This is a genomic window from Cupriavidus sp. 22TCCZM04-2, from assembly GCF_057798895.1.
Genome location: NZ_JBYOJS010000011.1, coordinates 157,069 through 179,936 on the forward strand (window position 1 = coordinate 157,069; position 22,868 = coordinate 179,936).

26 protein-coding genes are annotated in these 22,868 nt (G+C 66.4%); 14 read left to right on the forward strand and 12 right to left on the reverse strand.

Annotation, left to right across the window (positions count from 1 at the left end; translation table 11 throughout):
• Positions 1–61: 61 nt before the first annotated feature.
• The 3 genes from AC3FKG_RS17780 (at position 62) to AC3FKG_RS17790 (ending at position 2,787) form a co-directional block, all read left to right on the forward strand.
• Positions 62–964 (forward strand): SDR family oxidoreductase, encoded by a 903-nt coding sequence (locus AC3FKG_RS17780; protein ID WP_483711268.1) that lies wholly within the window; start codon positions 62–64, stop codon positions 962–964.
• 31 nt (positions 965–995) lie between these two features.
• Positions 996–1,928, forward strand: coding sequence for an alpha/beta fold hydrolase (locus AC3FKG_RS17785; RefSeq protein WP_483711269.1), 933 nt, complete (start codon positions 996–998; stop codon positions 1,926–1,928).
• A gap of 154 nt (positions 1,929–2,082) precedes the next feature.
• The gene (locus tag AC3FKG_RS17790; RefSeq protein WP_488743730.1) at positions 2,083–2,787 is read left to right on the forward strand and encodes an aspartate/glutamate racemase family protein; all 705 of its coding nucleotides are present in this window, start codon (positions 2,083–2,085) and stop codon (positions 2,785–2,787) included.
• A 6-nt stretch (positions 2,788–2,793) separates the two neighbouring features.
• Here the strand turns inward: AC3FKG_RS17790 and AC3FKG_RS17795 are convergent, their stop codons facing one another.
• Positions 2,794–3,315 (reverse strand): O-acetyl-ADP-ribose deacetylase, encoded by a 522-nt coding sequence (locus AC3FKG_RS17795; protein WP_483711271.1) that lies wholly within the window; start codon positions 3,313–3,315, stop codon positions 2,794–2,796.
• A 54-nt stretch (positions 3,316–3,369) separates the two neighbouring features.
• A complete protein-coding gene (locus tag AC3FKG_RS17800; protein WP_483711272.1) occupies positions 3,370–4,518 on the reverse strand; it encodes an iron-containing alcohol dehydrogenase in 1,149 nt (382 codons plus the stop codon).
• A 279-nt stretch (positions 4,519–4,797) separates the two neighbouring features.
• Between AC3FKG_RS17800 and AC3FKG_RS17805 the strand changes: the two genes are divergently transcribed.
• From AC3FKG_RS17805 to AC3FKG_RS17815, 3 genes are all read left to right on the forward strand, one after another.
• Positions 4,798–5,829, forward strand: a complete 1,032-nt coding sequence (locus tag AC3FKG_RS17805; RefSeq protein WP_488743731.1) for an alpha/beta hydrolase — start codon at positions 4,798–4,800, stop codon at positions 5,827–5,829.
• Between the two features lie 84 nt (positions 5,830–5,913).
• On the forward strand, positions 5,914–6,894 hold the full coding sequence (locus tag AC3FKG_RS17810) for a tripartite tricarboxylate transporter substrate binding protein (RefSeq protein WP_483711274.1): 981 nt from the start codon (positions 5,914–5,916) through the stop codon (positions 6,892–6,894).
• Between the two features lie 112 nt (positions 6,895–7,006).
• The gene (locus tag AC3FKG_RS17815) at positions 7,007–7,444 is read left to right on the forward strand and encodes a YbgC/FadM family acyl-CoA thioesterase (protein ID WP_483711275.1); all 438 of its coding nucleotides are present in this window, start codon (positions 7,007–7,009) and stop codon (positions 7,442–7,444) included.
• A gap of 105 nt (positions 7,445–7,549) precedes the next feature.
• On the opposite strand, the gene denD is transcribed toward AC3FKG_RS17815, so the two are convergent.
• The 7 genes from denD to AC3FKG_RS17850 all read right to left on the reverse strand — a co-directional run bounded on the left by denD (position 7,550) and on the right by AC3FKG_RS17850 (position 14,498).
• Complete coding sequence (denD, locus tag AC3FKG_RS17820) at positions 7,550–8,524, reverse strand: D-erythronate dehydrogenase (RefSeq protein WP_488743732.1); 975 nt, start codon at positions 8,522–8,524, stop codon at positions 7,550–7,552.
• Between the two features lie 20 nt (positions 8,525–8,544).
• Positions 8,545–9,327, reverse strand: a complete 783-nt coding sequence (gene otnI, locus AC3FKG_RS17825; protein ID WP_488743733.1) for a 2-oxo-tetronate isomerase — start codon at positions 9,325–9,327, stop codon at positions 8,545–8,547.
• Positions 9,328–9,364: 37 nt separating this feature from the next.
• Positions 9,365–10,741 (reverse strand): MFS transporter, encoded by a 1,377-nt coding sequence (locus AC3FKG_RS17830; RefSeq protein ID WP_483711278.1) that lies wholly within the window; start codon positions 10,739–10,741, stop codon positions 9,365–9,367.
• A gap of 99 nt (positions 10,742–10,840) precedes the next feature.
• On the reverse strand, positions 10,841–11,494 hold the full coding sequence (otnC, locus tag AC3FKG_RS17835) for a 3-oxo-tetronate 4-phosphate decarboxylase (protein WP_488743734.1): 654 nt from the start codon (positions 11,492–11,494) through the stop codon (positions 10,841–10,843).
• Positions 11,491–12,792, reverse strand: a complete 1,302-nt coding sequence (otnK, locus tag AC3FKG_RS17840) for a 3-oxo-tetronate kinase (RefSeq protein WP_488743735.1) — start codon at positions 12,790–12,792, stop codon at positions 11,491–11,493. The genes otnC and otnK overlap by 4 nt, the downstream gene beginning before the upstream one ends.
• Positions 12,793–12,805: 13 nt before the next feature.
• Positions 12,806–13,708, reverse strand: a complete 903-nt coding sequence (ltnD, locus tag AC3FKG_RS17845; protein ID WP_488743736.1) for an L-threonate dehydrogenase — start codon at positions 13,706–13,708, stop codon at positions 12,806–12,808.
• A gap of 52 nt (positions 13,709–13,760) precedes the next feature.
• Complete coding sequence (locus tag AC3FKG_RS17850; protein WP_483711282.1) at positions 13,761–14,498, reverse strand: FadR/GntR family transcriptional regulator; 738 nt, start codon at positions 14,496–14,498, stop codon at positions 13,761–13,763.
• Between the two features lie 191 nt (positions 14,499–14,689).
• On the opposite strand from AC3FKG_RS17850, the gene AC3FKG_RS17855 reads away from it, so the two are divergent.
• Complete coding sequence (locus AC3FKG_RS17855) at positions 14,690–15,118, forward strand: GNAT family N-acetyltransferase (RefSeq protein ID WP_488743737.1); 429 nt, start codon at positions 14,690–14,692, stop codon at positions 15,116–15,118.
• On the opposite strand, the gene AC3FKG_RS17860 is transcribed toward AC3FKG_RS17855, so the two are convergent.
• From AC3FKG_RS17860 to ygfZ, 3 genes are read right to left on the reverse strand one after another with little or no spacing between them, the layout of a single operon-like run.
• On the reverse strand, positions 15,119–15,946 hold the full coding sequence (locus tag AC3FKG_RS17860; RefSeq protein ID WP_488743738.1) for an NRDE family protein: 828 nt from the start codon (positions 15,944–15,946) through the stop codon (positions 15,119–15,121). It abuts the gene before it with no gap.
• Positions 15,947–15,973: 27 nt separating this feature from the next.
• A complete protein-coding gene (locus AC3FKG_RS17865) occupies positions 15,974–16,264 on the reverse strand; it encodes a DUF4936 family protein (RefSeq protein WP_483711285.1) in 291 nt (96 codons plus the stop codon).
• A 16-nt stretch (positions 16,265–16,280) separates the two neighbouring features.
• Positions 16,281–17,288: a CAF17-like 4Fe-4S cluster assembly/insertion protein YgfZ gene (ygfZ, locus tag AC3FKG_RS17870; RefSeq protein WP_488743739.1), complete on the reverse strand. Its 1,008-nt coding sequence runs from the start codon at positions 17,286–17,288 to the stop codon at positions 16,281–16,283.
• 202 nt (positions 17,289–17,490) lie between these two features.
• Here ygfZ and mltG point away from each other — a divergent pair, with 202 nt between their 5' ends.
• The 7 genes from mltG (at position 17,491) to AC3FKG_RS17905 (ending at position 22,862) form a co-directional block, all read left to right on the forward strand.
• Positions 17,491–18,486, forward strand: a complete 996-nt coding sequence (gene mltG / locus AC3FKG_RS17875) for an endolytic transglycosylase MltG (RefSeq protein WP_483711287.1) — start codon at positions 17,491–17,493, stop codon at positions 18,484–18,486.
• A 6-nt stretch (positions 18,487–18,492) separates the two neighbouring features.
• The gene (tmk, locus tag AC3FKG_RS17880; protein WP_488743740.1) at positions 18,493–19,104 is read left to right on the forward strand and encodes a dTMP kinase; all 612 of its coding nucleotides are present in this window, start codon (positions 18,493–18,495) and stop codon (positions 19,102–19,104) included.
• A gap of 83 nt (positions 19,105–19,187) precedes the next feature.
• Entirely contained in the window at positions 19,188–20,201 is a 1,014-nt protein-coding gene (locus tag AC3FKG_RS17885; RefSeq protein WP_483711289.1) for a DNA polymerase III subunit delta', read from the forward strand.
• 94 nt (positions 20,202–20,295) lie between these two features.
• Entirely contained in the window at positions 20,296–20,691 is a 396-nt protein-coding gene (locus AC3FKG_RS17890; RefSeq protein ID WP_483711290.1) for a PilZ domain-containing protein, read from the forward strand.
• A 218-nt stretch (positions 20,692–20,909) separates the two neighbouring features.
• A complete protein-coding gene (locus tag AC3FKG_RS17895) occupies positions 20,910–21,704 on the forward strand; it encodes a TatD family hydrolase (protein ID WP_488743741.1) in 795 nt (264 codons plus the stop codon).
• The gene (locus tag AC3FKG_RS17900) at positions 21,697–22,443 is read left to right on the forward strand and encodes an ankyrin repeat domain-containing protein (RefSeq protein WP_483711292.1); all 747 of its coding nucleotides are present in this window, start codon (positions 21,697–21,699) and stop codon (positions 22,441–22,443) included. Before AC3FKG_RS17895 ends, AC3FKG_RS17900 begins: the two co-directional genes overlap by 8 nt.
• 29 nt (positions 22,444–22,472) lie before the next feature.
• Positions 22,473–22,862, forward strand: a complete 390-nt coding sequence (locus tag AC3FKG_RS17905; protein WP_488743742.1) for a YkvA family protein — start codon at positions 22,473–22,475, stop codon at positions 22,860–22,862.
• The last annotated feature ends 6 nt before the right edge of the window (positions 22,863–22,868 follow it).

The window sequence follows — 22,868 nt, forward strand, 5'->3', positions numbered from 1 at the left end:
ATGCAAGGCGGTACTGACCGACCGGAACATAAGGCAAACCACAGCGAGAGGGGACTAGAACATGAAGCAATTCGAAGGCAGGGTAGCCGTCATCACGGGTGGCGCTTCGGGCTTTGGCAAGGAATTTGCGCGCACGGGCGCGGCGCTCGGCATGAAGCTGGTGCTGGCCGATGTGCAGCAGGATGCGCTGGATGCCGCCGTGGCCGAACTGAAGGCGCAAGGTGCCGAGGTGATCGGCGTGCGCACCGATGTCTCGCGCGGTGAACAGGTGCAGGCGCTGGCCGACGCGGCCATGGAGCGCTTCGGTCAGGTCAACGTGCTGTTCAATAACGCCGGCGTCGGCGCGGGCGGCCTGCTGTGGGAAAACTCGCTGAAGGACTGGGAGTGGGTGCTGGGCGTGAACCTGTACGGCGTGATCCACGGTGTGCGCATCTTCACGCCGCTGATGCTGGCCGCCGCGGCGAAAGATCCCGCGTACCAGGCGCACATTGTCAACACGGCGTCGATGGCGGGCATGCTGAGTCCTCCGGCGATGGGCGTCTACAACGTGTCCAAGCATGCCGTGGTCACGTTGACCGAAACGCTTTACCAGGACCTCGGGCTCGTCACCGAGCAGGTGCGCTGCTCGGTGCTGTGCCCGTACTTCGTGCCGACCGGCATCAACCAGTCACAGCGCAACCGGCCCACCGATCTGGCGAACGACGCGCCGCCCACGCGTTCGCAGATGGTGTCGCAGGCGTTGACGGACAAGGCGGTCACTTCCGGCAAGGTCACGGCCGAGGACGTGGCGCGCAAGACCTTCGATGCCATCCGCGACGAAAGCTTCTATATTTATTCGCACCCGCAGGCCCTCGCACCCGTGCAGCAACGTTTCGAGGACATCATCGGCCAGCGCAATCCGGGCGATCCGTTCGCGGACAAGCCCGAGGTGCGCGCCGGCCTGGTTGCCGCGCTGCGCGGCTGACGCAACGCAACAAACCAGACGAGGCCCGCGCATGGAGAACGCCATGACCGCCCCCGCCGTAATCCGCCATCTGCAGTTTGCCAGCCTGCCCAACGGCACGCGCCTGCACTATGCCAGCGCCGGGGAGCGCGGCAAGCCGCTGATGCTGTTCGTGCATGGCTTCCCGGAGTTCTGGTTCGAGTGGGAAGCCCAGCTTGCCGAATTCGGCCGCACCCACTTTGCGGTGGCGCCGGACCTGCGCGGCTTCAACCTGTCGAGCAAGCCCGAGGCCGTCGACGCTTACCGCCCGCGCCATATCGTCGAGGACCTGGTGCAGTTCGTCTCCGTGCTCGGCTACGAACGCTGCATCGTCGTGGCCCACGACTGGGGCGGGGCGATCTGCTGGAACCTTGCCATCCAGTTCCCGCAACTGGTCGAGCAACTGGTGATCATTAATTCGCCGCATCCGTACCTGTTCGCCAAAGCGCTGGCAACTGATCCGCAGCAGCAGGCGGCCTCGGCCTATATGAACTGGCTACGCCGCCCGGGCTCGGAAGAAATCCTGGCCGCCAATGGTTTCGCGATGCTGGAGAACATGCTCAAGGCGGGTGGCGAGCAACCCGCGCCGTGGTTCAGCGGCGAAACGCGCGAGAAATACCTGGCCGCATGGGCGCAGCCGGGCGAGGGCGAATCGCATTCGCTGTCGGGCGGCGTCAATTACTACCGCGCTTCTCCGATGCATCCGCCCGGGCCCGGCGAGCCGCCGCCGGACATCTCGCGGCTCGATCCGGCGGCGTTCGTGGTGCGCGTGCCAACCTTCGTGATCTGGGGCGAGCGCGACCGCGCACTGCCGAAATCGCTGCTCGATGGCCTCGACCAGTTCGTGCCGGACATGCGGCTGGAGCGCATTCCGGACGGCACGCACTGGGTAGTGCACGAGCAGCCGGAGCTGGTCAACCGGTTGATACGCAGCGCGCTGAAGTAGCGGAAAACGCAGTCTTGCCGTGCAGTTGGGATGGTTGCCCGGCCATAACTGGCCGGGTCGCCCGCGCGAAAACTGTCCCTGTCTGCCGGCAGATCCGGGTGGTAGATTGCCTCGTCGACAACGCGCAGCCCCCATGCGCCACACGGAGCAGGCAATGAAGACTATCGGGCTGATCGGCGGCATGAGCTGGGAATCGTCCGCCGAATACTACCGTCTCATCAACCAGGGCATGAAAGCCCGGCTGGGCGGGCATCGCAATGCGCGCAGCGTCATGGCCACGGTGTGCTTCGAGGAGATCAAGGCGCTGCAGCACGATGGGCGCTGGGACGAGCTTGCCGTGCTGATGCAGCAGGCCGCCCGGCAGTTGCAGGCCGGCGGTGCCGATTTCGTGCTGCTGTGTACCAACACCATGCATCGCGTGGCCCCGGCGATCGAAGCTGCGTTGTCGGTGCCGTTCGTCCATATCGTCGACCCGACCGCGCTGGCGCTGCGCGAAGCAGGCATCGGCCGTGTCGCGCTGCTCGGCACGCGCTTCACGATGGAGCAGGATTTCTACCGCGGCCGGATGCACGACCGCCATGGCATCGAGACCCTGGTGCCGGACGAAGCCGATCGCGCCATCGTGCACGACATCATCTATGACGAGCTCTGTCATGGGACGATTCGCGACGCGGCGCGCGCGGAATTCCAGCGCATCATCGGCGAACTCGGCACGCGCGGCGCGCAGGGCGTGATCCTCGGCTGCACCGAGATCACGCTGCTGATCGGCCCGCAGGACAGCGCGCTGCCGGTGTTCGATACCACCGCGCTGCATGCGCAGGCCGCGGTGGCCATGGCCGATGATGGCGTGGTGCCGTAGGCGTCGTCAGGACAGGCGCTCGCGGTACAGCTTGTAGTTCTCGTCGTCGAAGCAGACGAACGTCACCTGTTCGATGCCTTTGGCGGTAGCCAGGGCCTCGCGCACCGCACGGATGGCGATATCGGCCGCGCGTTCCCGCGGAAAGCCGTAGATGCCGGTGCTGATATTGGGAAAGGCAATGGTGCGCAGGTGATGTTCGGCGGCCAGCCGGATGCTGTTGCGGTAGGCACTGGCCAGCTGTGCGTCTTCGTCGCGGCTGCCGCCATGCCAGACCGGGCCGACCGCATGGATGACGTACGGCGCGGGCAGCAGTCCGCCGGTGGTGATCACCGCCTCGCCGGTCGGGCAGCCACCCTGCGTGTCGCGGATGGCCTTGCACGCCGCCATGATCGCGGGTCCGCCGGCACCGTGGATGGCGCCGTCCACGCCGCCGCCGCCGAGCAGGCCGCTGTTGGCCGCATTGACGACTGCGTCGACTTCCATCCGGGTAATGTCGCCATGCACAACCTGCAAGTGTTCACCAGTCATTCGCTGTCTCCCCCAGTGGATGAGTGTCCCGGACCGGCCCAGGGCCAGGCTGGCCTACATGGACGCCACAAGCATACGCCGATAATCCTCCGCGCTGGCCTCTTTTGGATTGGTCTTGTGGCAGTGGTCGAGCAGCGCGCCCGCGATCACCTTGTCGAACATGTCCTCGGTGACACCCATCTGGCGCAGGCCGGTGGGCAGCCCCAGGCGGGCGGTCATGTCGTGCACGGCCTGGGCGATGTCGGCGTCTTCCGGCAGGTGCATGGCGCGGCGCAGGCGCGCATAGCGGTCGTCGCGGACCACGGTCGGGGCGTCGGCATTGAAGCGCAGCACGGCTGGCATGACCACCGCGTTGAGCGTGCCGTGGTGCAGGCCGGTCTTGCCGTCGATCTTCAGGCCGCCGAGCGGATGCGACAGCGAATGCACGCAGCCCAGGCCCTTCTGGAACGCCATGGCGCCCTGCATGGACGCGCTCATCATATTGAGCCGCGCATCGCGGTCCTTGCCGTCGCGGGTGGCGCGCTCGATATGGCCCCAGCCGCGCTCCAGGCCGTCCAGTGCAATGCCGTCGGCGGGCGGATTGAAGGCGGGCGCCAGGAAGGTCTCGATGCAATGGGCAATCGCATCCATGCCGGTCGCGGCGGTCAGGCCGGCAGGCAGCCCCAGCGTCAGTTCCGGGTCGCAGATGGCTGATTTCGGCAGCAAGTGCCAGGAGTGGAAGCCGAGCTTGCGCCCGTCGTCGAGGATGATGATGGCGCCACGCGCCACCTCGCTGCCCGTGCCGGAAGTGGTGGGCACGGCAATCAGCGGCGCGGCGCGCTCGGTGATCTTCGCGCTGCCGCCTTCGATGGTCGCGTAGGTGGTCAGTTCGCCCGGATGCGTGGCGAGGATCGCGATGCCCTTGGCCAGGTCGATCGAAGAACCACCGCCGACGGCGACCAGGCCATCGCAGCCGGCGTCGCGATATTGCTGTGCGGCCTTGCGCACCATGGCCTCTGTGGGGTTGGACGGGGTCTCGTCAAAGACCGCCACCGGCAGGCCTTTCATCGCATCGATCGCGCGCTGCGCCACGCCCGCCGCGACCACGCCCTTGTCGGTCACCAGCAGCGGCCGACGGATACCGATGCGTTCACATTCGGACTTGAGCAGGCTCACCGCGCCGAAGTCGAGATGGATGTGGGTCAGATAATAGATAAAGGCCATGGTTCGCTGTCTCCTGCGGCGATCCGCCGCTAATTTCGCTTCTAGGGCGCTTCCTGTATTCACTGGCCAAACGGGTTCGATGGGTCGATCATCGCCCAGAAAACCCCCGCCGCGCTCATGCATCGGGGTTATTTCGGACTGCCCGCTTCCTGAAACACTGGCATGATACTTAAATCGAACGATCGTTCACAATTCGAACTTCTCCCGATGCCGGGGGAAGCGGGAAACATTTTGGCCGGCCAGGATGCCGCCAGGGCTGTATCGAATCCAGTGTCTGCCATGTCCGCTGTACCGTCCACCTCATCCCCCGCCTCGCCCGCTGGCCACGCGGTTACCGGCATGCCGGCGGTGGCACTCGATCCGCAAGTGGCAGCGTTGCTCGACCTGATCGCGCGTGCCAAGCGGCCGCCCATCCATGTGATGGACGTCGAAGACGCCAAGATCGCGTACGAGAAGAGTGCGCCCATCCTCGATATTTCGCCGCCCGCGGTACACGCGGTGGAGGATCTCCATATCTGTGGACGCGATGGCCATGCCATTCCGGTACGCCTGTATGCGGCGCGCGAGGCGAGCTGGGCCGAGCCGTTGCCGTTGCTCGTGTATTTCCATGGCGGTGGTTTTACGGTGGGCAGCGTGAATTCGCACGATCCGTTGTGCCGCATGCTGGCGTCGCGCGCCGATTGCATGGTGCTGTCCGTCGACTATCGCCTCGGACCGCAATGGCGATTCCCGACCGCGGCCAACGATGCCTTCGACGTGCTGCACTGGGTGTTCGAGGAAGCCGCCCGCCTGGGCGCGGATCCGCAGCGCATTGCGCTGGGCGGAGACAGCGCCGGCGGCACGCTGGCCACGGCCTGCGCCATCCATGCGCGCGACAGCGGCCTGGCGCCCGTGCTGCAACTGCTGATCTATCCAGGCACCTGCGCGCGACAGGACACGCCGTCGCACCGGGCTCTGGCAGACGGCTATCTGCTCACCGAGGACATGATCCAGTGGTTTTTCTCGCACTACCTTGACCAGGAATCCAGCCGCGACGACTGGCGCTTTGCTCCGCTCGACGGCGGCGGCGCCGGTGCCGATGTGCGCGGCTGCTGTCCCGCGTGGATCGCCGTGGCCGGCTACGACCCGCTGCATGACGAGGGCGTGGCCTACGCGGAAAAATTGCGCGCGGCCGGCGTGGCGGTCACGCTGGCCGACTATGCTGGCATGATCCACGACTTTTTCAAGATGGGCCGTTTCGTCCCCGCCGTGGCGCAGGCGCATGCCGATGCCGTGGCGGCGCTCCGGGCCGCTTTCGGCACCGGGCAATAAAAAGCAAGCATCGGGCCGCGGCACGCGCGGCACCCGATCCAATCATTTCTAGCAGTGACTTGCAGCACAAGGAGATATCGTCAAATGCAACGCCGCCAATTCATCGCCCGCGCCGGCCTCGCCGCCGCCACCGCCGCGCTTGGTTTCGCCGCCATGCCCGCGCAAGCGCAGGCAGAGAAATTCCCGCAACGCCCGATCCGCCTGGTCATCGGCTATACGGCCGGCGGTTCCACGGATATCCCGTTCCGCGTGCTCGCTGAAAACGCCTCGAAGATCCTCGGCCAGCCCGTCATCGTCGAGAACAAGCCGGGTGCCGGCGGCGTGCTGCCGGCCCAGATGATGCAATCGACGCAGCCGGACGGCTACACGCTGGCGCAGGTCGCCATGCCGGTCTATCGCCTGCCGTACACGACCAAGATCAACTGGGACCCGGTCAAGGACCTGAGCTACATCATCAACCTGGCCGGCTATTCGTTCGGCCTGGTGGTCCCGGCCGATTCGCCGATCAAGACCATGCAGGACTACATCGCCTACGCCAAGGCCAATCCGGGCAAGCTGACCTACGGCTCGCCCGGCACCATGACCACGCTGCACCTGACCATGGAAGAACTGGCGATGAAGCAGGGCGTGCAGTTCTCGCACATCCCGTACAAGGGCAACTCCGAATCGATGCAGGCGCTGCTGGGCGGCCACGTGATGTCGGTGGCCGATACGCCGGCGTGGGCGCAGTACGTGGAGCAGGGCAAGCTGCGCCTGCTGTCGACGTGGGGCGACAAGCGCTCGGCGCGCTTCCCGAACGTGCCGACGCTGAAGGAACTGGGCATGGGCATCGTGCAGACCTCGCCGTTCGGCCTGGTGGCACCGAAGGGCACCGACCCGAAGATCGTGCAGAAGCTGCATGACGCCTTCAAGAAGGCCATGGAAATGCCGAACTACCGCGAATCGCTGGCCAAGTTCGACATGGAGCCGTACTACATGAACAGCGCACAGTACTCGCAGTTCGCCGCGGATACGGTGAAGAAGGAAAAGGCCATCATCGAGAAACTGGGCCTGGCCAAGCAGTAAATTCGCTGGCGCCAGCCTGCACCACGGCTCAGGCCGCCATCCCGCCGGAACCATGCGACGCGGGGTGGCGGCCTGAATGCCATGTGAGATCCATTCAAGGGAGACCAGCCCGATGGCAAAAGAAGATTTCCGCCACAGCATGCCACTGCGCGTGCGCTGGGCCGAAGTCGATCCGCAGTCGATCGTCTTCAATGCGCACTACCTGACCTACTGCGATATCTGCGTGACCGAATACTGGCGCGATGCCGGCATCCGCTATCCGGAAGACGTGCTGCACGCGCATGGGGTCGATATCTTCGTGGTCAAGTCCACGCTGGAGTATCACGCGTCAGCGCGGTTCGACGATGTGCTCGAAATCCGCGGCCGTATGGCGCGGATGGGGCGGTCGAGCATGCTGTTCCGGGTGGAGATGTACCGGGGGGACGAACACCTGATCACGGGCGAAATCGTGTATGTGTGCGCGGATCCGACGTCGCAGAAATCGGCGCCGATTCCGGGGACGGTGAGGGAGATTATTGAAGGGTATGAGGTGGTGAAACCGGCGGCGTGAGGCTGCCGTGGTTTCTCCCTCTCCCGCTAACGGGAGAAGGGACCGGCTTCTGCGAGATGCGAGGGCGCTGGCAGTAGCGAGCGGGGGGCAGCAAAACGTTGCGGCTTACTTCGCCAACCCCGCATCCTCGATATACGCGCGGATCACCTCATCAAAACTCGCATCGCTCTGGAACCCCAGCGATATCGCGCGTTCCGCATTCCACGCCGCCGGCCACGTGCCCACAATCTTCTCGACGCGTTCCTCGCGCTGCCACGTCACCCGGTCGGCCGCTGCATCGCCCGCCACGCGGCGCAGCGCTTCAACCATGCCCGCTGCCGTCACCGACAGACCCGGCAGGTTCACCACACGGCGGTTGCCCAGACGCTCGCCATCCAATTCGATACCGTTGACAAGCGCCGTCACGGCCGCGCGCGGCGATAGCAGCCACAGCGGCGTTTCCGGTGCCACGGGGCAATTGGCCTCCACGCCCGCCAGCGGCTCGCGGATGATGCCGCTGGCAAACGACGAGGCCGCCGCATTGGGCTTGCCCGGTCGCACGCTGATGGTCGGCAGGCGCAGCACGCGGCCGTCTACGAAGCCGCGGCGGCTGTAGTCGGACAGCAGCAATTCGCCGATGGCCTTCTGCACGCCGTAGGACGATTGCGGGTTCAGCGCCGTATCGTCCTGTACCACGGGTGGCAGTTCGCCGCCATAGACCGCGACCGAGCTGGTGAACAGGACGCGCGGCTTGTGGCCGGCCAGGCGGCAGTTTTCCAGCAGCGCGCGCGAGGCGTCGAGGTTGACGCGCATGCCAAGCTCGAAGTCGGCCTCGGCCTGGCCCGAAACCACGGCGGCCAGGTGGAAGATGGCGCCGGTGTCGGCATCGATGGCTTGCGCAAGGACGGCGGGGTCCGACAGGTCGCCGCTCACCACGCGCACGCGCGCATCATCCAGGCCTTGCGGCGCTACCACGTCGAGCAGCGTCAGGCGGTCGAAGGCGACGGCGCGGCCGTCCAGGTCGAGGGTCCCGCGCCGCAGCAGCAGGCGCGCCAGTTGCAGGCCGAGGAAGCCGGCGCCGCCGGTAATCAGTACGTTCATGGCAATGCTTCTCCGTGGGTTCAGCGCTTCAGGTAAGGCTTGATCCAGCCCAGGCCGGCGGAGGTGCCGGCGCGCGGCCGATACTCGCAGCCGATCCAGCCCTGGTAGCCCAGGTTGTCGATGACGTCGAACAGGTACGGGTAGTTCAGTTCGCCGATGTCCGGCTCGTGGCGCTCGGGCACGCCGGCAATCTGGATGTGGCCGATACCCGCGAAGTCGCGCTGCAGTGTCTTAGTCACGTCGCCTTCCACGATCTGGCAGTGGTAGCAGTCGAACTGCACCTTCAGGTTGTCGGCGCCGACTTCCTTGCAGATGGCCTGGCCGTCGTCCTGGCGGTTCAGGAAATAGCCGGGCATGTCGCGCGTGTTGATTGGCTCGACCAGCACGGTGATGCCTTGCGCTGCGGCGGCGTGGGCGGCATGGGACAGGTTTTCGCGGTAAGTGGCGCGGCAGCGCGAGCGGTCGGCCTCGGCCGGGATCAGGCCGGCCATCACGTGGATGCGGTCGTTGCCGATCACGCCGGCATATTCGAGTGCGCGGCTGAACGCGGCGCGAAACTCCGCTTCGCGGCCGGGCAGGGCGGCAATGCCGCGTTCGCCCGCGGCCCAGTCCCCCGGCGGCGCGTTGAACAGCGCCTGCACCAGGCCATGGGCGTCGAGACGCGCGCGCAGTTCGGCGGCCGGGTGTTCGTACGGGAACAGGTACTCGACTGCCTGGAAGCCATCCGCCGCAGCGGCGGCAAAGCGGTCCAGGAAGTCATGCTCCGTGTACATCATTGAAAGGTTGGCGGCGAAACGCGGCATGGTTGGCTTCCGGTTGTGAGTCTTGAATGCGGGCGGGTCAGCGGTTGACCAGCTTGGCCGGTGTCAGCCATACGAGCACGGCGCCGACCACCAGGATCGCCGACAGCACGTACATCGGCAACTGCGTGCTGTGCGTCATGTCCTTGAGCGCACCGACCATATACGGCGACACGAAGCCGGCCAGGTTGCCCACCGAGTTGACCACCGCGATGCCCGAAGCAGCGGCGATGCCAGACAGGAACGCGGTTGGCAGCGACCAGAACAGCGGCGCGCAGGTCAGCACCCCGGCGGCGGCCAGCGACAGCGCGGCGATGGCTACGGTCGTATTGTCCGCAAACGAGGCCGCAATCGCAAAGCCCGTGGCGCCCATCAGTGCCGGCACGATCAGGTGCCAGCGGCGCTCGCTGCGGGCATCGGCGCTGTGGCCGAGGAAGTTCATGACGACAATCGCGCACAGGAACGGAATCGCCGACAGCAGGCCGATGTTGAAGTTGCCGGTGACGCCACTGGCCTTGACCAGCGTGGGCATCCAGAACGTCAGCGCATACTGGCCGGTGACAAAGCAGAAGTAGATCAGGCACATCCACCAGACGCGGCTGTCACGGAACACGGCGCCGAGCGAGTGGCCATGCGATTTGCCCGAGGCGGCGCCGGCCGCCTTGACCGCATTCTGCTGGTCTGCCTCGACATTGCGCTTGAGCACGCGTTTTTCATCAGCGTCGAGCCACGGCGCCTTGTCGATGCCATCACGCAGCACGAAGACGGTCAGCACGCCGATCAGCAGGGACGGCAGCGCTTCGATGATGAACATCCATTGCCAGCCGCGCAGGCCATGGGTGTTGTTGAAGGCGTCCATGATCCAGCCCGACAGCGGATTGCCGAACATGCCGGCCACGGGAATGCCCGACATGAACAGCGCGATCATCTTTGCGCGGCGGTTGGCCGGGTACCAGTAGGTCAGGTAGAGGATCACGCCGGGATAGAAGCCCGCTTCGGCCAGGCCCAGCAGGAAGCGCATCACGTAGAACTGGGTCGGCGTCTGCACGAACATGAACAGCCCTGACACGATGCCCCAGGTGATCATGATGCGCGCGATCCAGATGCGCGCGCCGAGCTTGTGCATCAGCAGGTTGCTGGGCAGTTCGAACAGGAAGTAGCCGATGAAGAACAGGCCGGCGCCAAGACCGAACACGGTCTCGGAGAAGGCCAGGTCCTGGCCCATCTGCAGCTTGGCGAAGCCGACATTGACGCGATCGAGATAGGCGATCACGTAGCACAGCATCAGGAACGGCATGATGCGCCAGAACACCTTGTGATAGGCGCGTTTCTCGATCTGGGCGTCGGCGTCGAGCCGGGCATTGCCGCCCAGGCTGTCGTAGGCGGGCACGCTGGCCGCGGGTTGGTTCGGTGTCACGGTGGTCTCCGTTCGGGTTTTGGGGGCGCGAGTGTTCTCCGCGCGGCTGCCTGGCGGCAGTCGCGTCCGGGTCGCGTCGGGTCGGGAATCAGTAAGTTGCTACCAGCGGGCTTTGAAGGTATCCCGCAGTTCGGTGAGTGCGCTTTCGCTGAGCGCGGCGCGGGCGGCGAAGCCCGGCACATCTTTCATCATCATCCAGAGCTTCGCGGTCTCCTCCAGTTCTTCCAGCGCGAAGGCCGCGCGCGAGACGCCGGACTCCCACACCACCGGACCGAGCCGCTCCAGCATGACGCCGCGCACCTTGCTGGCGAGCGTGGCAACCTGCGCCGCAACGGCCGGATCGCCGGGGCGGTGGTACGGAATCATCGGGATGTGGCCGACCTTCATGACGTAGTACGGCGTGAGCGGCGGCACGATATCGGCGGGCGCCCACACGCCGACCAGCGTCAATGCCACGAGGTGCGTCGAGTGCGTATGCACCACGGCGTTCGCCTCGCGGTTGTTGTCATAGATGGCGCGGTGCAGCGTCAGCGTCTTCGACGGCTTGTCGCCCGAGACCCAGTTGCCATCGCCGGACACCTTGGCCACGGCTGCCGGATCCATCATGCCGAGGCAGGCGTCGGTCGGCGTGATCAGCCATCCATCATCGAGCCGCGCGCTGATGTTGCCCGCCGAGCCAACCGTATAGCCGCGCTGGAAGAGGCTCGCGCCGATGCGGCAGATCTCTTCGCGCAGCTTGCTTTCCTGGCTCATGGCTGTCCTCCGAGCTGGGCGAGTGCCTGCGCGAAGAAATCCTCGCCGCCGAAGTTGCCGGATTTCAGGGCGAGCGCGAGCGGCTGAGCATCGAGCGTGACGGTTGCAGGCACACCCGGCGCGATCTGCTCGCCGATGCGCAACGCCCGCACACCCAGCGCCTGCACGACGGCGCCCGAAGTCTCGCCACCCGCGACAACGAAGCGGCGCGTGCCGCTGGCGAGCAGTCCGGCCGCGATACCGGCCAGCGCCTGTTCGACCAGATGGCCCGCGCGTTCCACGCCGAGTTCGGCTTGCACGGCCTTGACTTCATCGTGGCTGCTGGTCGCGTAGATCAGCACAGGCTCATCGCGGCCGGCCGCAAAGGCGAGCGCGGCATCGACTACCGCCTCGCCGCGCGCGAGTGCCAGCGGATCGATGCGCAGGGCGGGGCGGCCTTCTCCGAGCCAGCGCGCAACCTGGCCGTTCGTCGCGCGAGAGGCGCTGCCAGCCAGCACGACGCCATGGCCGTCGATGCGCGGCACCGACGCGGCATCGCCACGCTGCGGCAGCAGGCCCGCACGGCGGAAGTTCTCGGGCAGGCCCAGCGCGATACCCGAGCCGCCGGTGATGAGCGGCAGGTCCGCGCACGCTTGTCCGAGCGTGAACAGGTCGGCATCGGACACAGCATCGGCAATCGCGAGGCGCACGCCATCGCCGCGAAGGTCCGCAATACGTTCGGCAGTCGCATTCGCACCGCGAGCGACGGCGTCGTAGCGCAGCAGGCCGACCTTGCCCCGGCTCTGCTCCTGCAGCACGCGTACGAGGTTCGCGTCGGTCATTGGCGTGAGCGGATGGTGCTCCATGCCTGACTCGTTCAGCAGGACATCGCCGACGAACAGATGGCCGCGGAAAATCGTGCGGCCATTCTCGGGGAAGGCCGGGCAGGCGATGGTGAAGTCGCTATCGAGCGCTGCCAGCAGGGCTTCGGCGACGGGGCCGATATTGCCGGCGCTGGTTGAATCGAACGTCGAGCAATACTTGAAGACGAACTGCCTGCAACCCTGTCCGCGCAGCCGGTCGAGCGCGGCCAGCGATTGCGCCACGGCGTCGGCGGCGGGAATGGTGCGCGACTTGAGCGCGACCACGATGGCATCGGCTTGCGCCATGTCTTGCACGGCGCCGGCGTCCGGGACGCCAATGGTCTGCACCGTGCGCATGCCGTTGCGCACCAGCGTGTTGGCCAGGTCGGTGGCGCCGGTGAAGTCGTCGGCGATGCAGCCCAGCAGCGGGCGCTTTTGCGCTTGGATGGCGGTCATGATGCGCTGCGCCTCAGTGGGCCTTGTCGGCGTTGGCCGGAAGTTCGATGCCGGGGAAGATCTTGATCACGGCGGAATCGTCCTCGCCGCCGTGGCCGGCGGTGGAGGCCATCATGAACATCTGGTGCGCGGCGGCGGACAGCGGCAGCGGAAATCTGCTGGTGCGCGCGGTGTCGAGCACCATGCCGAGGTCCTTGACGAAGATGTCGACCGCCGACAGCGGCGTGTAGTCGCCGGAGAGGATATGCGGCACGCGGTTCTCGAACATCCACGAATTGCCGGCGCTGTGCGTGATGACGTCGTACAGCGCATCCGGGTCGACGCCTTCGCGCAGGCCCAGCGCCATGGCTTCGGCCGCGGCGGCGATATGCACGCCGGCCAGCAGCTGGTTGATGATCTTGACCTTGGAGCCGGCACCGTGGGCGTCGCCCAGGCGGTAGACCTTGCCGGAAATGGCGGCGAGAACGTCTTCGGCAAGCGAATAAGCTTCGGCGGGGCCGGACGTCATCATGGTCATCTCGCCGCTGGCCGCGCGCGCGGCGCCGCCGGACACCGGGGCGTCGAGCATCAGGATGCCTTGCTCGCCAAGACGGCGGCCCAGGGCTTCGGCAAAGGCGGGCGGCACCGTCGCGCTGGCAATGACGAGCGTGCCCGGGCGCATCGCCGTGGCGGCGCCGTTGGCGCCGAACAGTACGGCCTCGGTTTGCTGGGCATTGACCACCAGCGTGATCACGACATCGCAGCGGCTGCCCAGTTCGGCGGGGCTGGCGCACGGCACGCCGCCGGCATCGGCAAAGCGCTGCAGCACGTCGGGCCGCAGGTCGCAGGCATGCACGTTGAGGCCCGCGCGCAGCAGCGACTGCGCTACACCGTTGCCCATGGCGCCAAGGCCGATTACGCCGATATTCCGGGACATAGAAAACTCCTGATGCAGGTGAGACTGGTCAATCGATGAGGACGGCGCCGGTTCAGCTAGCCGTGCCGGAACGCTCGTCGTCCGCTTCGTCCTGGCCCAGCTGGGACAGGCGGCGGGCGGCGTTGAACATATGGTTTTGCGCGGCATTGCTGGCGGCCAGCGCGTCGCCCGCGCGGATCGCGGCGACGATGGCAAGGTGTTCGTCGCGCACCTGGCGCGTGAAGTCGGCGCGGCGCGCTTCGTTGGTCCGCGTCACGCGCGTTGCCGCTTCCAGGTACTGGCTCAGGAATTCGAGGGTCTTGAGGAAATACGGATTACCCGTGGCCGCTGCAATGGCGCGGTGGAATGCCACGTCGGCGGCGACACCGTCGCCGCCCTCGGCCACTTCGGCATCGAGCCGGGCCAGCGCTGCGTCGATGGCCACCATGGTCGCGTCGGTACGGCGGCGCGCGGCCTGCGCCGCCACTTCGGCCTCGATGGCCCGGCGCAGTTCGACGATCTGCAGGACCGAATCCAGCGTGCCGGTGTCGGTGTAGTCGATTCGCAGCGGGCGGATGCCGGCCTGCTCGGTCACGAACACGCCGCTGCCCTGGCGCGATTCGACCACGCCTTCGTATTTGAGCCGCGAGATCGCTTCGCGGATCACCGTGCGGCTGACGCCGAATTCCTCGGACAGCACAGCTTCCGTCGGCAGCTTGTCCCCGCGCGAGAAGGCGCCGCTCTGGATCTTGTCCAGCAGTTGTTCGGCGACATTGTCGGTCAGGGCTCGGGCCGGGACTTTCTGGAACATGGCTTATCTGGTCATCGGGTGGTCAGGTCATCATACAAATTTAACAGGGATCTGTTAGTGCAGGTAAACCCTTATACGGTGCAGGCTGCACGATGACGGTGCCTCCGATACGCGGAGGTTTGTGGCGTATCATGGCAGCCGCAGCCTACCCGCGGTTCCAACGCTTATCCGCTTACTTCCAACGAATTTCCATGCCTGTCACCGTCCTGATTTGTCCCTGGTCCGAAGCGCGCGAGCGCGCACGCGCCATCCGCTACGCGGTGTTCGTCGAAGAGCAGGGCGTGCCGGTCGAGCTGGAGTGGGACGATTGGGATGAGCCGAGCTGGCATGCCCTGGCGCTGGCCGGGGACGGCACGCCGGTTGCCACCGGCCGTCTGCTGCCCGACGGGCATATCGGCCGCATGGCGGTGCTCGGCCTGGTGCGGGGCACCGGTGTCGGCGCGCGCGTGCTGGAGGCGCTGATGAACAAGGCCGCCGAACTGGGCTATCCGGAGCTGGTGCTCAACGCGCAGACGCATGCCGCGGCATTTTATGCGCGCGCCGGTTTCACGCAGGCCGGGGATGAATTCGAGGAAGCCGGCATCCCGCACGTGGAGATGCGCAAACGCCTGCGCGGCTGATCAGCGCGGCGCCGGTACCGTGCCCGTGTCGCGGGCCAGGTTCAGCTTGCCGCGATAGGAGACCTCGCCGGTCTGGCCGTTCGCATCGAAGCTGCGTTCGCTGAAATCGAAGCGCCCGTCGTGGCGCACGCGCAGCACGGTGCTCGCGCGCGTGCCGTAGTTGGGCGAGCGGATGAACGCCGACGACAGCAGCTTTTCCCACTCGGGCGAGACACCGGTCGAGGGCAGCTCGAAGTTCGCGGTCTGGCGCTCGTCAGCCAGCAGTTGGAGGTAGGGTGCGGCGCTGGCGTTGGCATGGCCGGTATCGGCCGCCAGCACTTCCGCGAGCGCGCCGACCCGGCTGCGCACCTTGGGCCACGGCGTATCGAGCAAGGCGTTGGATAGCCCGTACAGGCCCGGCCGCAGGCGCTCCGGCTGGCGAGAGGCCGACCGGTTGCTGTACCACCAGAGTTCGTGCAAATCGCAGGCCAGCAGATTGAAGCCGTTGTAGCAGCCGTCCGCGCCTGCAAGGGCGCCAAGGTAGTCGGCTGGCCCCCGGTGTCCTCGCAGGAAGCCGGCCACCAGTTCACCGCGCGAACGCGCGTCGGTGCGTTTTTCCGACGGGGCGCGATAGTTTGTCAGCGCGGCAAAGCGGCCTTCGCCCGCCACGCCCATCCAGGTGCCGGGCTCGCCGATGACATCGGCCAGGTCGCGGCCGGCCAGCACCTGCGAGGCCTCCTGCCACCAGTGCGCGGGCGCCGCCGGACGGGCATAGAATTCGTCGCGATTGCCGGCCACCACCAGGGCATAGTCCGGGTGTGATTGCCAGGCAACCAGGATCAGGCACATTGCTTTGCTTCCTTTACTGCGCAGGATCTACAGCAGGTCCAGGTCGATGAAATGCTCGACCTGGCGCTCGCCATCCACCCACTGCTCCAGACCGCTCTGGCGCCACAAACCTGACAGCGTGGCGTCGAAGGCGGGAGGGACATCGGCATAGCATTCCATCCAGGTCTGCACGCCGGCGCGGGTTTCGGGCCTGCGCATCAGCGTACCACCAATTCCGGTCGCCTCGGCAACGGTCTCCATCCAGCGGTGCCAGTGCGGCAGCGCTTCGGCCGCCGTGGCTTCCGGCACGCGGAAATAAACGTAGAGGTGATCGCTCATGACGGTGTCCTGCAGGTCAGCCGGCGGCCTGCGCGGCCTCGGACAGCGGTACTTCGTACGGAAGACGGCCCACCGTCAGCGCGGCGCCTTCGGCGCTGCCCAGGTGCAGGGCTGCCGCGACGGCGTCGATCTTCAGTTCGGCCAGGGCCGCCCAGCCGCCCTGGGGCGCCGGAGCGGCATTGACGATCATGCCGCACGGCTGCTGCGGGTCTTCCGGTCGGAAGATCTCCGCGGCCGGTGCCGGCACGGCGCCGTTGCCCTGTACCAGCCACATGCGGCGCTTGAGCGTGCCGCGGTACTGGCTGCGGGCCACGATTTCCTGTCCCGGATAGCAGCCCTTGCGGAAATTGACGCCACCGACGATTTCGAAATTGACCATCTGCGGCACGAACTGCTCCTGCGTCGCCGCGACGATGCGCGGGATGCCGGACTGGACTTCGAGCCAGTCCCAGAACGCCGCATCGGCTTCGGACAGCTGGCTTGCCAGCGCCGCTCGGATTTCGGCGGCGCGCTCGGCCGGCAGCAGCAGTTCCCAGCGCGCCTGGCCGGCGGCGTCCGGCAGGCGGACGACGGTCGTGCCGTCAGCGCTGTCGGCGGCGAACACGGCGTTGGGCGCGGCCAGCCCGGCCTTTGCCAGGGCCTGTGCGGCGTGCGGCCCGGCCACGCCGAGCACCGCGACGGCCGGCGTGAGATCGCTGAGTTTCGCCTTGGCGCGCAGCACGAACATGCTCAGGCGCTTCTGCAGCGCGGGCAGGACGTCGGCCGACAGTTGCAGCACGATGCCGTCGGCGTCGCGCCACATCAGGAAGCTGGCCTGCAGCCGGCCCTTGGGCGAGCAATAACCGGCCAGGCGCGCGGCGCCAGGAGCGAGATCCTCGACCGCATTGGTCAGCTGGGTGTGCAGGAACGTGGCGGCGTCGTCGCCCGCCACGCGGATCCAGCCAAGCCCGGACGGCGCGCAGACAATGCCCCTGCTTTGCAGGGCGTCAAGGCTGGCGGCGAGGTCCGGGGCTGGGGTGTTCATTTCAGGCATTCCGTTCAGGCGAGAGGGTGCGTTTGGCAGGTGCGCGCCGCGCGTCACGGCTCCGGCAGAGACCCGTCTCATCGTGGCGGCGCAAGGCTCCCGGTATTATATGGGGCTGCCGGCATTTCAGCCGGCGCCGGCGCGCGCGGCGGGCAGGGGGCATCACCCGCCACACGGACGCTGCCGAGACTGAACGGATTTCATGACACGTCTTTTCATCCGCCTGGGGCTCGTGGTCCTGGTGCTTGCCGCGGCTGTCGCCGGCGCTTTTGCATGGTGGGCCAACCAGCCGCTGGGGCTGTCCACATCGCCCGTCGAGGTCGTCATCAAGCCTAATTCGGGCGTCGCCAGCGTCGGTCGCCAGCTCCAGCGCGGCGGCGTGGGCATGGATTCGCGGCTGTTCCAGCTGTTGGTCAGGCTGACCGGGCACGGACCGGACCTGAAGGCGGGCGGCTACACCTTCGAGGCGGGCATTACGCCGCTGGGCGTGATCGGCAAGCTCGCGCGCGGCGAGGTGACGCATTACGTGGTCACCGTGATCGAAGGCTGGGAATTCCGCAAGATGCGCGCGGCCGTGGACGCCAGCCCGGCGCTGCGCCACGACACGCAGGGCATGTCCGATGCCGAACTGATGAAGGCGATCGGCGCCGCCGAGGCCGCGCCGGAAGGGCTGTTCTTCCCGGATACCTACCTGTTCGCGCGCGGCAGCAGCGATATCGAGTTGTACCGCCATGCCTACAAGGCCATGCAGCGGCGCCTGAACGAAGCCTGGAACGCGCGTGCCGCGGACCTGCCCTACAAGACCCCGTACGAGGCGCTGGTGATGGCGTCGATCGTCGAGAAGGAAACCGGCCAGGCCGCCGAGCGCCCGATGATCGCCGCGGTATTCGTCAACCGGCTGCGCAAGAACATGATGCTCCAGACCGACCCGACCGTGATCTACGGCATTGGCGAGCGCTTCGACGGCAACCTGCGCAAGCGCGACCTGCAGACCGACACCCCGTACAATACTTACACACGTAATGGCCTCCCGCCCACGCCGATCGCGTTGCCGGGGCTGGCCTCGCTGGCGGCAGCGACGGCGCCGGCGCCGTCGGACGCGCTGTATTTCGTGGCGCGCGGCAACGGCACCAGCCATTTCTCCAACACGCTTCCCGAACACAACCGCGCGGTCGACCAGTACCAGCGCGGCAAATAGGCATCCATGCGCGGAAAATTCATTACCTTCGAAGGCATCGACGGCGCCGGCAAGAGCACCCATATCGACTGGGTGGCGGCGCGCCTGCGCGAGCGCCAGGACCTTGGCGCCGTGGTCACCACGCGCGAGCCCGGGGGCACGCCGCTGGGCGAAGACCTGCGCCAGATTCTCTTGCACCGGAAGATGCACCTGGAAACCGAAGCGCTGCTGATGTTCGCGGCACGGCGCGAACATATCGCCGAAGTCATCGAACCGGCGCTGGCGCGCGGCGACTGGGTGATCTCCGATCGCTTCACCGACGCCACCTTTGCCTACCAGGGTGGTGGCAGGGGGCTGGCCACGGCGCGGCTCGAAGCGCTGGAAGACTGGGTGCAGGCGGGACTGCAGCCGGACCTGACGCTGCTGTTCGACGTGCCGCTGGAAACCGCCAGCGAACGCCTGGCTGGTGCGCGAGCGCCGGACAAATTCGAGGCCGAATCGCGCGCCTTCTTCGAACGCACCCGTACCGAGTACTTGCGTCGTGCCGCGCAAGCACCCCGCCGGTTTCGCGTGATCGACGCCACGCGGAGCATCGACCAGATTCGTGTCGAGCTTGAGAAAATCATCGCAACGCTTTGATTTTGAAGCTTTAGATTGATTGATAATATCGCTTTCGAGATGAAGGCGGCACTTCAGCCTTCACGGCTAACTGACTGATTCGCATGCTCTATCCCTGGCAAACGGAAGACTGGCAACGGCTTGGCGCGCTGCGCGAACGGCTGCCCCATGCGCTGCTGATCCACGGCCAGCAAGGGACCGGCAAGCGCGACCTGGCGCTGCATTTCGCTCAGGGCCTGCTATGCGAGTCGCCGCGGCCCGATGGCCAGCCGTGCGGCCAGTGCGCGGCCTGCCACTGGTTCAGCCAGGGCAACCATCCCGATTTCACCGTGGTCCGTCCCGAGGCGCTGGAGGCTTCGGGCGAAGGCGAGTCGGACGACAGCGGCAAGAAGAAGGCGCCCAGCAAGATCATCCGCATGGAGCAGGTGCGGGCGCTGATCGAGGCGGTCGGCGTCGGGACGCACCGGGCCGGCTTGCGCGTGGTGGTGGTCTACCCGCTGGATGCCCTGCAGGCCGAAGGTGCCAACGCACTGCTGAAGACGCTCGAGGAGCCGCCATCGTCGACGGTGTTCCTGCTGGTCACCGACCGGCTCGACCGGATCTTGCCGACCATCCTGTCGCGCTGCCGCCAGTTTTCCGCGCAGCGGCCGACACCGGAAGCCGCGCTCGCCTGGCTCAAGAGCCAGGGCGTGGCGGACGCCGAAGCCCAGCTTGCACTGGCCGGCGGTTCGCCGCTGACGGCATTGCATGCCGCCGAAGCCGAGGAGCAGCCGCTGCAGCGCTGGCTGGTCGGCCAACTGGGTGCCGGCGCCGAGTTCGACGCGTCTGCTGCGGCGGAACAACTACAAAAGATGCCGGTCCCCGCCGTGCTTGGCATCCTCCAGCGCTGGACGTACGATCTGCTGAAATGCCGGCTCGATGCCTCGGGCGGCGCGGTGCCGCGCTACTTCCCGAAGGAGCGCGCGGTGCTGGCGCGTTGTGCCGGCGCATCGAGCGCCCATCGGCTGCAGGCGTTTGCGTCGCGCATCAATGCGCACCGTCGCAGCGAAAATCATCCGCTCGCGGCAAGGCTGGTGATGGAATCCGTATTTCTCGAATACCGGCAACTGTTCCAGTGACAGCGCTGGCGTAGCAGGCGAGGCCCGGCAACCGCCGGGGAGCAGCTCCAGAACACTTAAAACAGAACGATAGTCGGTCAAAAAGGGGTCAGTCATGAATGCAGAAGTCGCAACCATACCGGGGCGGGCCACCGCCACCATGGGTGGCGCACCATCGCGGCCGAACGTGTTGTCCTTGTCGATCAAGGACCAGGCGGGGCTCTATGCCGCGTACATGCCGTTCCTGGCGCGCGGCGGCATTTTTGTGCCGTCGAACCGGCCGTTCCGTCTGGGCGAGCAGGTGTTCCTGGTCCTGTCGCTGCTGGACCGTCCGCAGAAATACCAGGTCGCCGGTCATGTTGCCTGGATCACGCCGCCGGGCACGCCGATGAAGACGCCCGGCGTCGGCGTGCATTTCCCTGACGACGACAATGGCCGCAACCTGCGGCGTGCCGTAGAGGAAATCCTGGGCAAGCAGTTGGAATCCGGACGGCCAACCCAGACTTTATGATGGTTGCGAAGATTGCTTGATAACTGGCTGATATTGAAGAATATTTTTTTAGTTTTACTGTAAGCACGATGGTGCCGGCGACATGCCCGGTACCGCTGCTCTCCGCAGCACCGTATTCGCGTTGCCCGTGGCGACGGCCGAGTCGGCGCGGTTGTCCGTAGCGTCCCGCCAGGCTAGCCGGTTTCCGGTTCCTGGGTCGCAGTACCGAGGTTTCCCCCATGTTTGTAGATTCACACTGCCATATCGATTTTCCCGACCTGGCCGCCCGTCTGCCTGAACTGCTCGAGAATATGCGCGCCAACCAGGTGTCGCACGCGCTCTGCATCTCGGTGACGCTGGAAGACTTTCCGCGCGTGCTGGCGCTGGCCGAGCAGCATCCGAACCTGTACGCCTCGGTCGGCGTGCATCCGGACTACGAAGAGGGCGAGGAGCCCACGCTGGAGCGTCTGCTGGAACTCTCCGCGCATCCGCGCGTGGTGGGCACCGGCGAAACCGGCCTCGACTACTACCGCCTGAACGGCCGCAGCATCGCCGATATGGCATGGCAGCGCGAGCGCTTCCGCACGCATATCCGCGCGGCACGGCAGACGGGAAAGCCGCTGATCATCCATACCCGTTCCTCGGCGGACGACACGCTGCGCGTGATGCGCGAGGAAAACGCCCGCGAGGCCGGTGGCGTGATGCATTGCTTCACGGAAACCTGGGATGTCGCGAAACAGGCGCTGGACGAAGGCTTCCATATTTCGTTTTCGGGAATCGTCACGTTCAAGAGTGCGGCAGACCTGCAGGAAACCGCCCGCAAGGTGCCGCTGGACCGCATGCTGATCGAGACCGATTCGCCGTACCTCGCCCCCGTGCCGTACCGCGGCAAGACCAACGAGCCGGCCTGGGTGCGCCATGTGGGCGAGTTCATTGCCAATCTGCGCGGCATCCCGGTGGAACAGCTCGCTGCGCAAACAACCGATAATTTCTTCAAGCTTTTCAAGCACATCAACAGGGAAGCTCATGTTTGACATGAAATCTATCCGCGCGCTGTCCGGCGCCATGCTGCTCGGCTGCGCGGCGCTGGCCTGGGCCGCGCCGGCCGACGACATGCGCAAGGCCGTGGAATTCGACGACGCGCGCACCGTGCAGAAGCTGCTGGGCCGCGGCATCGATCCCAATATCGTCGACAGCCGCGGCGAGCCGGTGCTGGTTGTGGCATTGCGGGAAAAGTCCCTGAAAGCCGCGACGGCGCTGATCAAGGCCAAGGACATCGACTTCGACAAGGCCAACCCCGCCGGCGAAACCCCATTGATGATCGCCTCGCTGCAGGGCGAACTCGACATGGTCAAGCTGATGGTTGACGACATGGAGGCCGAGGTCAACAAGACCGGCTGGACGCCGCTGCACTATGCGTCCACCACCGGCCACAACGATGTCGTCAAATACCTGGTCGACCACGCCGCCTACATCGACGCCGAAAGCCCGAACGGCACGACGCCGCTGATGATGGCCGCACGCGGCGGCCACATCGAGACCGTGAAGCTGCTGCTCGACGAAGGCGCGGACATGCGGCTCAAGAACCAGCAGGGCATGACGGTGATCGACTTTGCCGAGCGCTATAACCAGGCCGAGATCGCCAATGGCCTCAAGTCGCGCTGGCAGAAGCTGTACCCGCAGGTGCCTATCGTCGCCGCGCCGCCGCTGAAGGCGCCCGTGGCGCAGCCCGGTGGCCAGCCAATGAAGGCAGCGCCCGCCAGCGGCAAATAATGTCGAAATCTGGTACGCGGACGGAGGCGATGCCCCTGAGCCGGCGCCTGCGGCAGTGGGCGCGCAGCCTCAAATCCAGTCTCGTGATGCTGTGGTTCTGCAGCCGCCATCCGGATACGCCGCTGGCCGCGCGTCTGCTGGCGGTGCTGGTTGTGGCCTATGCGTTCAGCCCGATCGACCTGATTCCGGATTTCATCCCGGTTCTCGGTTATGTCGATGATGTCCTGCTGGTGCCGGCTGGGATCTGGCTGGCCTTCCGGCTGGTGCCAGCTGCCGTGAAGACGGATTGCCGTGCGCAGGCCGACACCTGGCAGGCGTCGAAGCAAGCGCGCCCACGCAACCTGTGGGCGGCGGGGGCGATCGTGCTGGTTTGGGCGTTGCTGGCGTGGCTAGGCTGGCGCTGGTGGTCGGGCCGCTGAACGCGC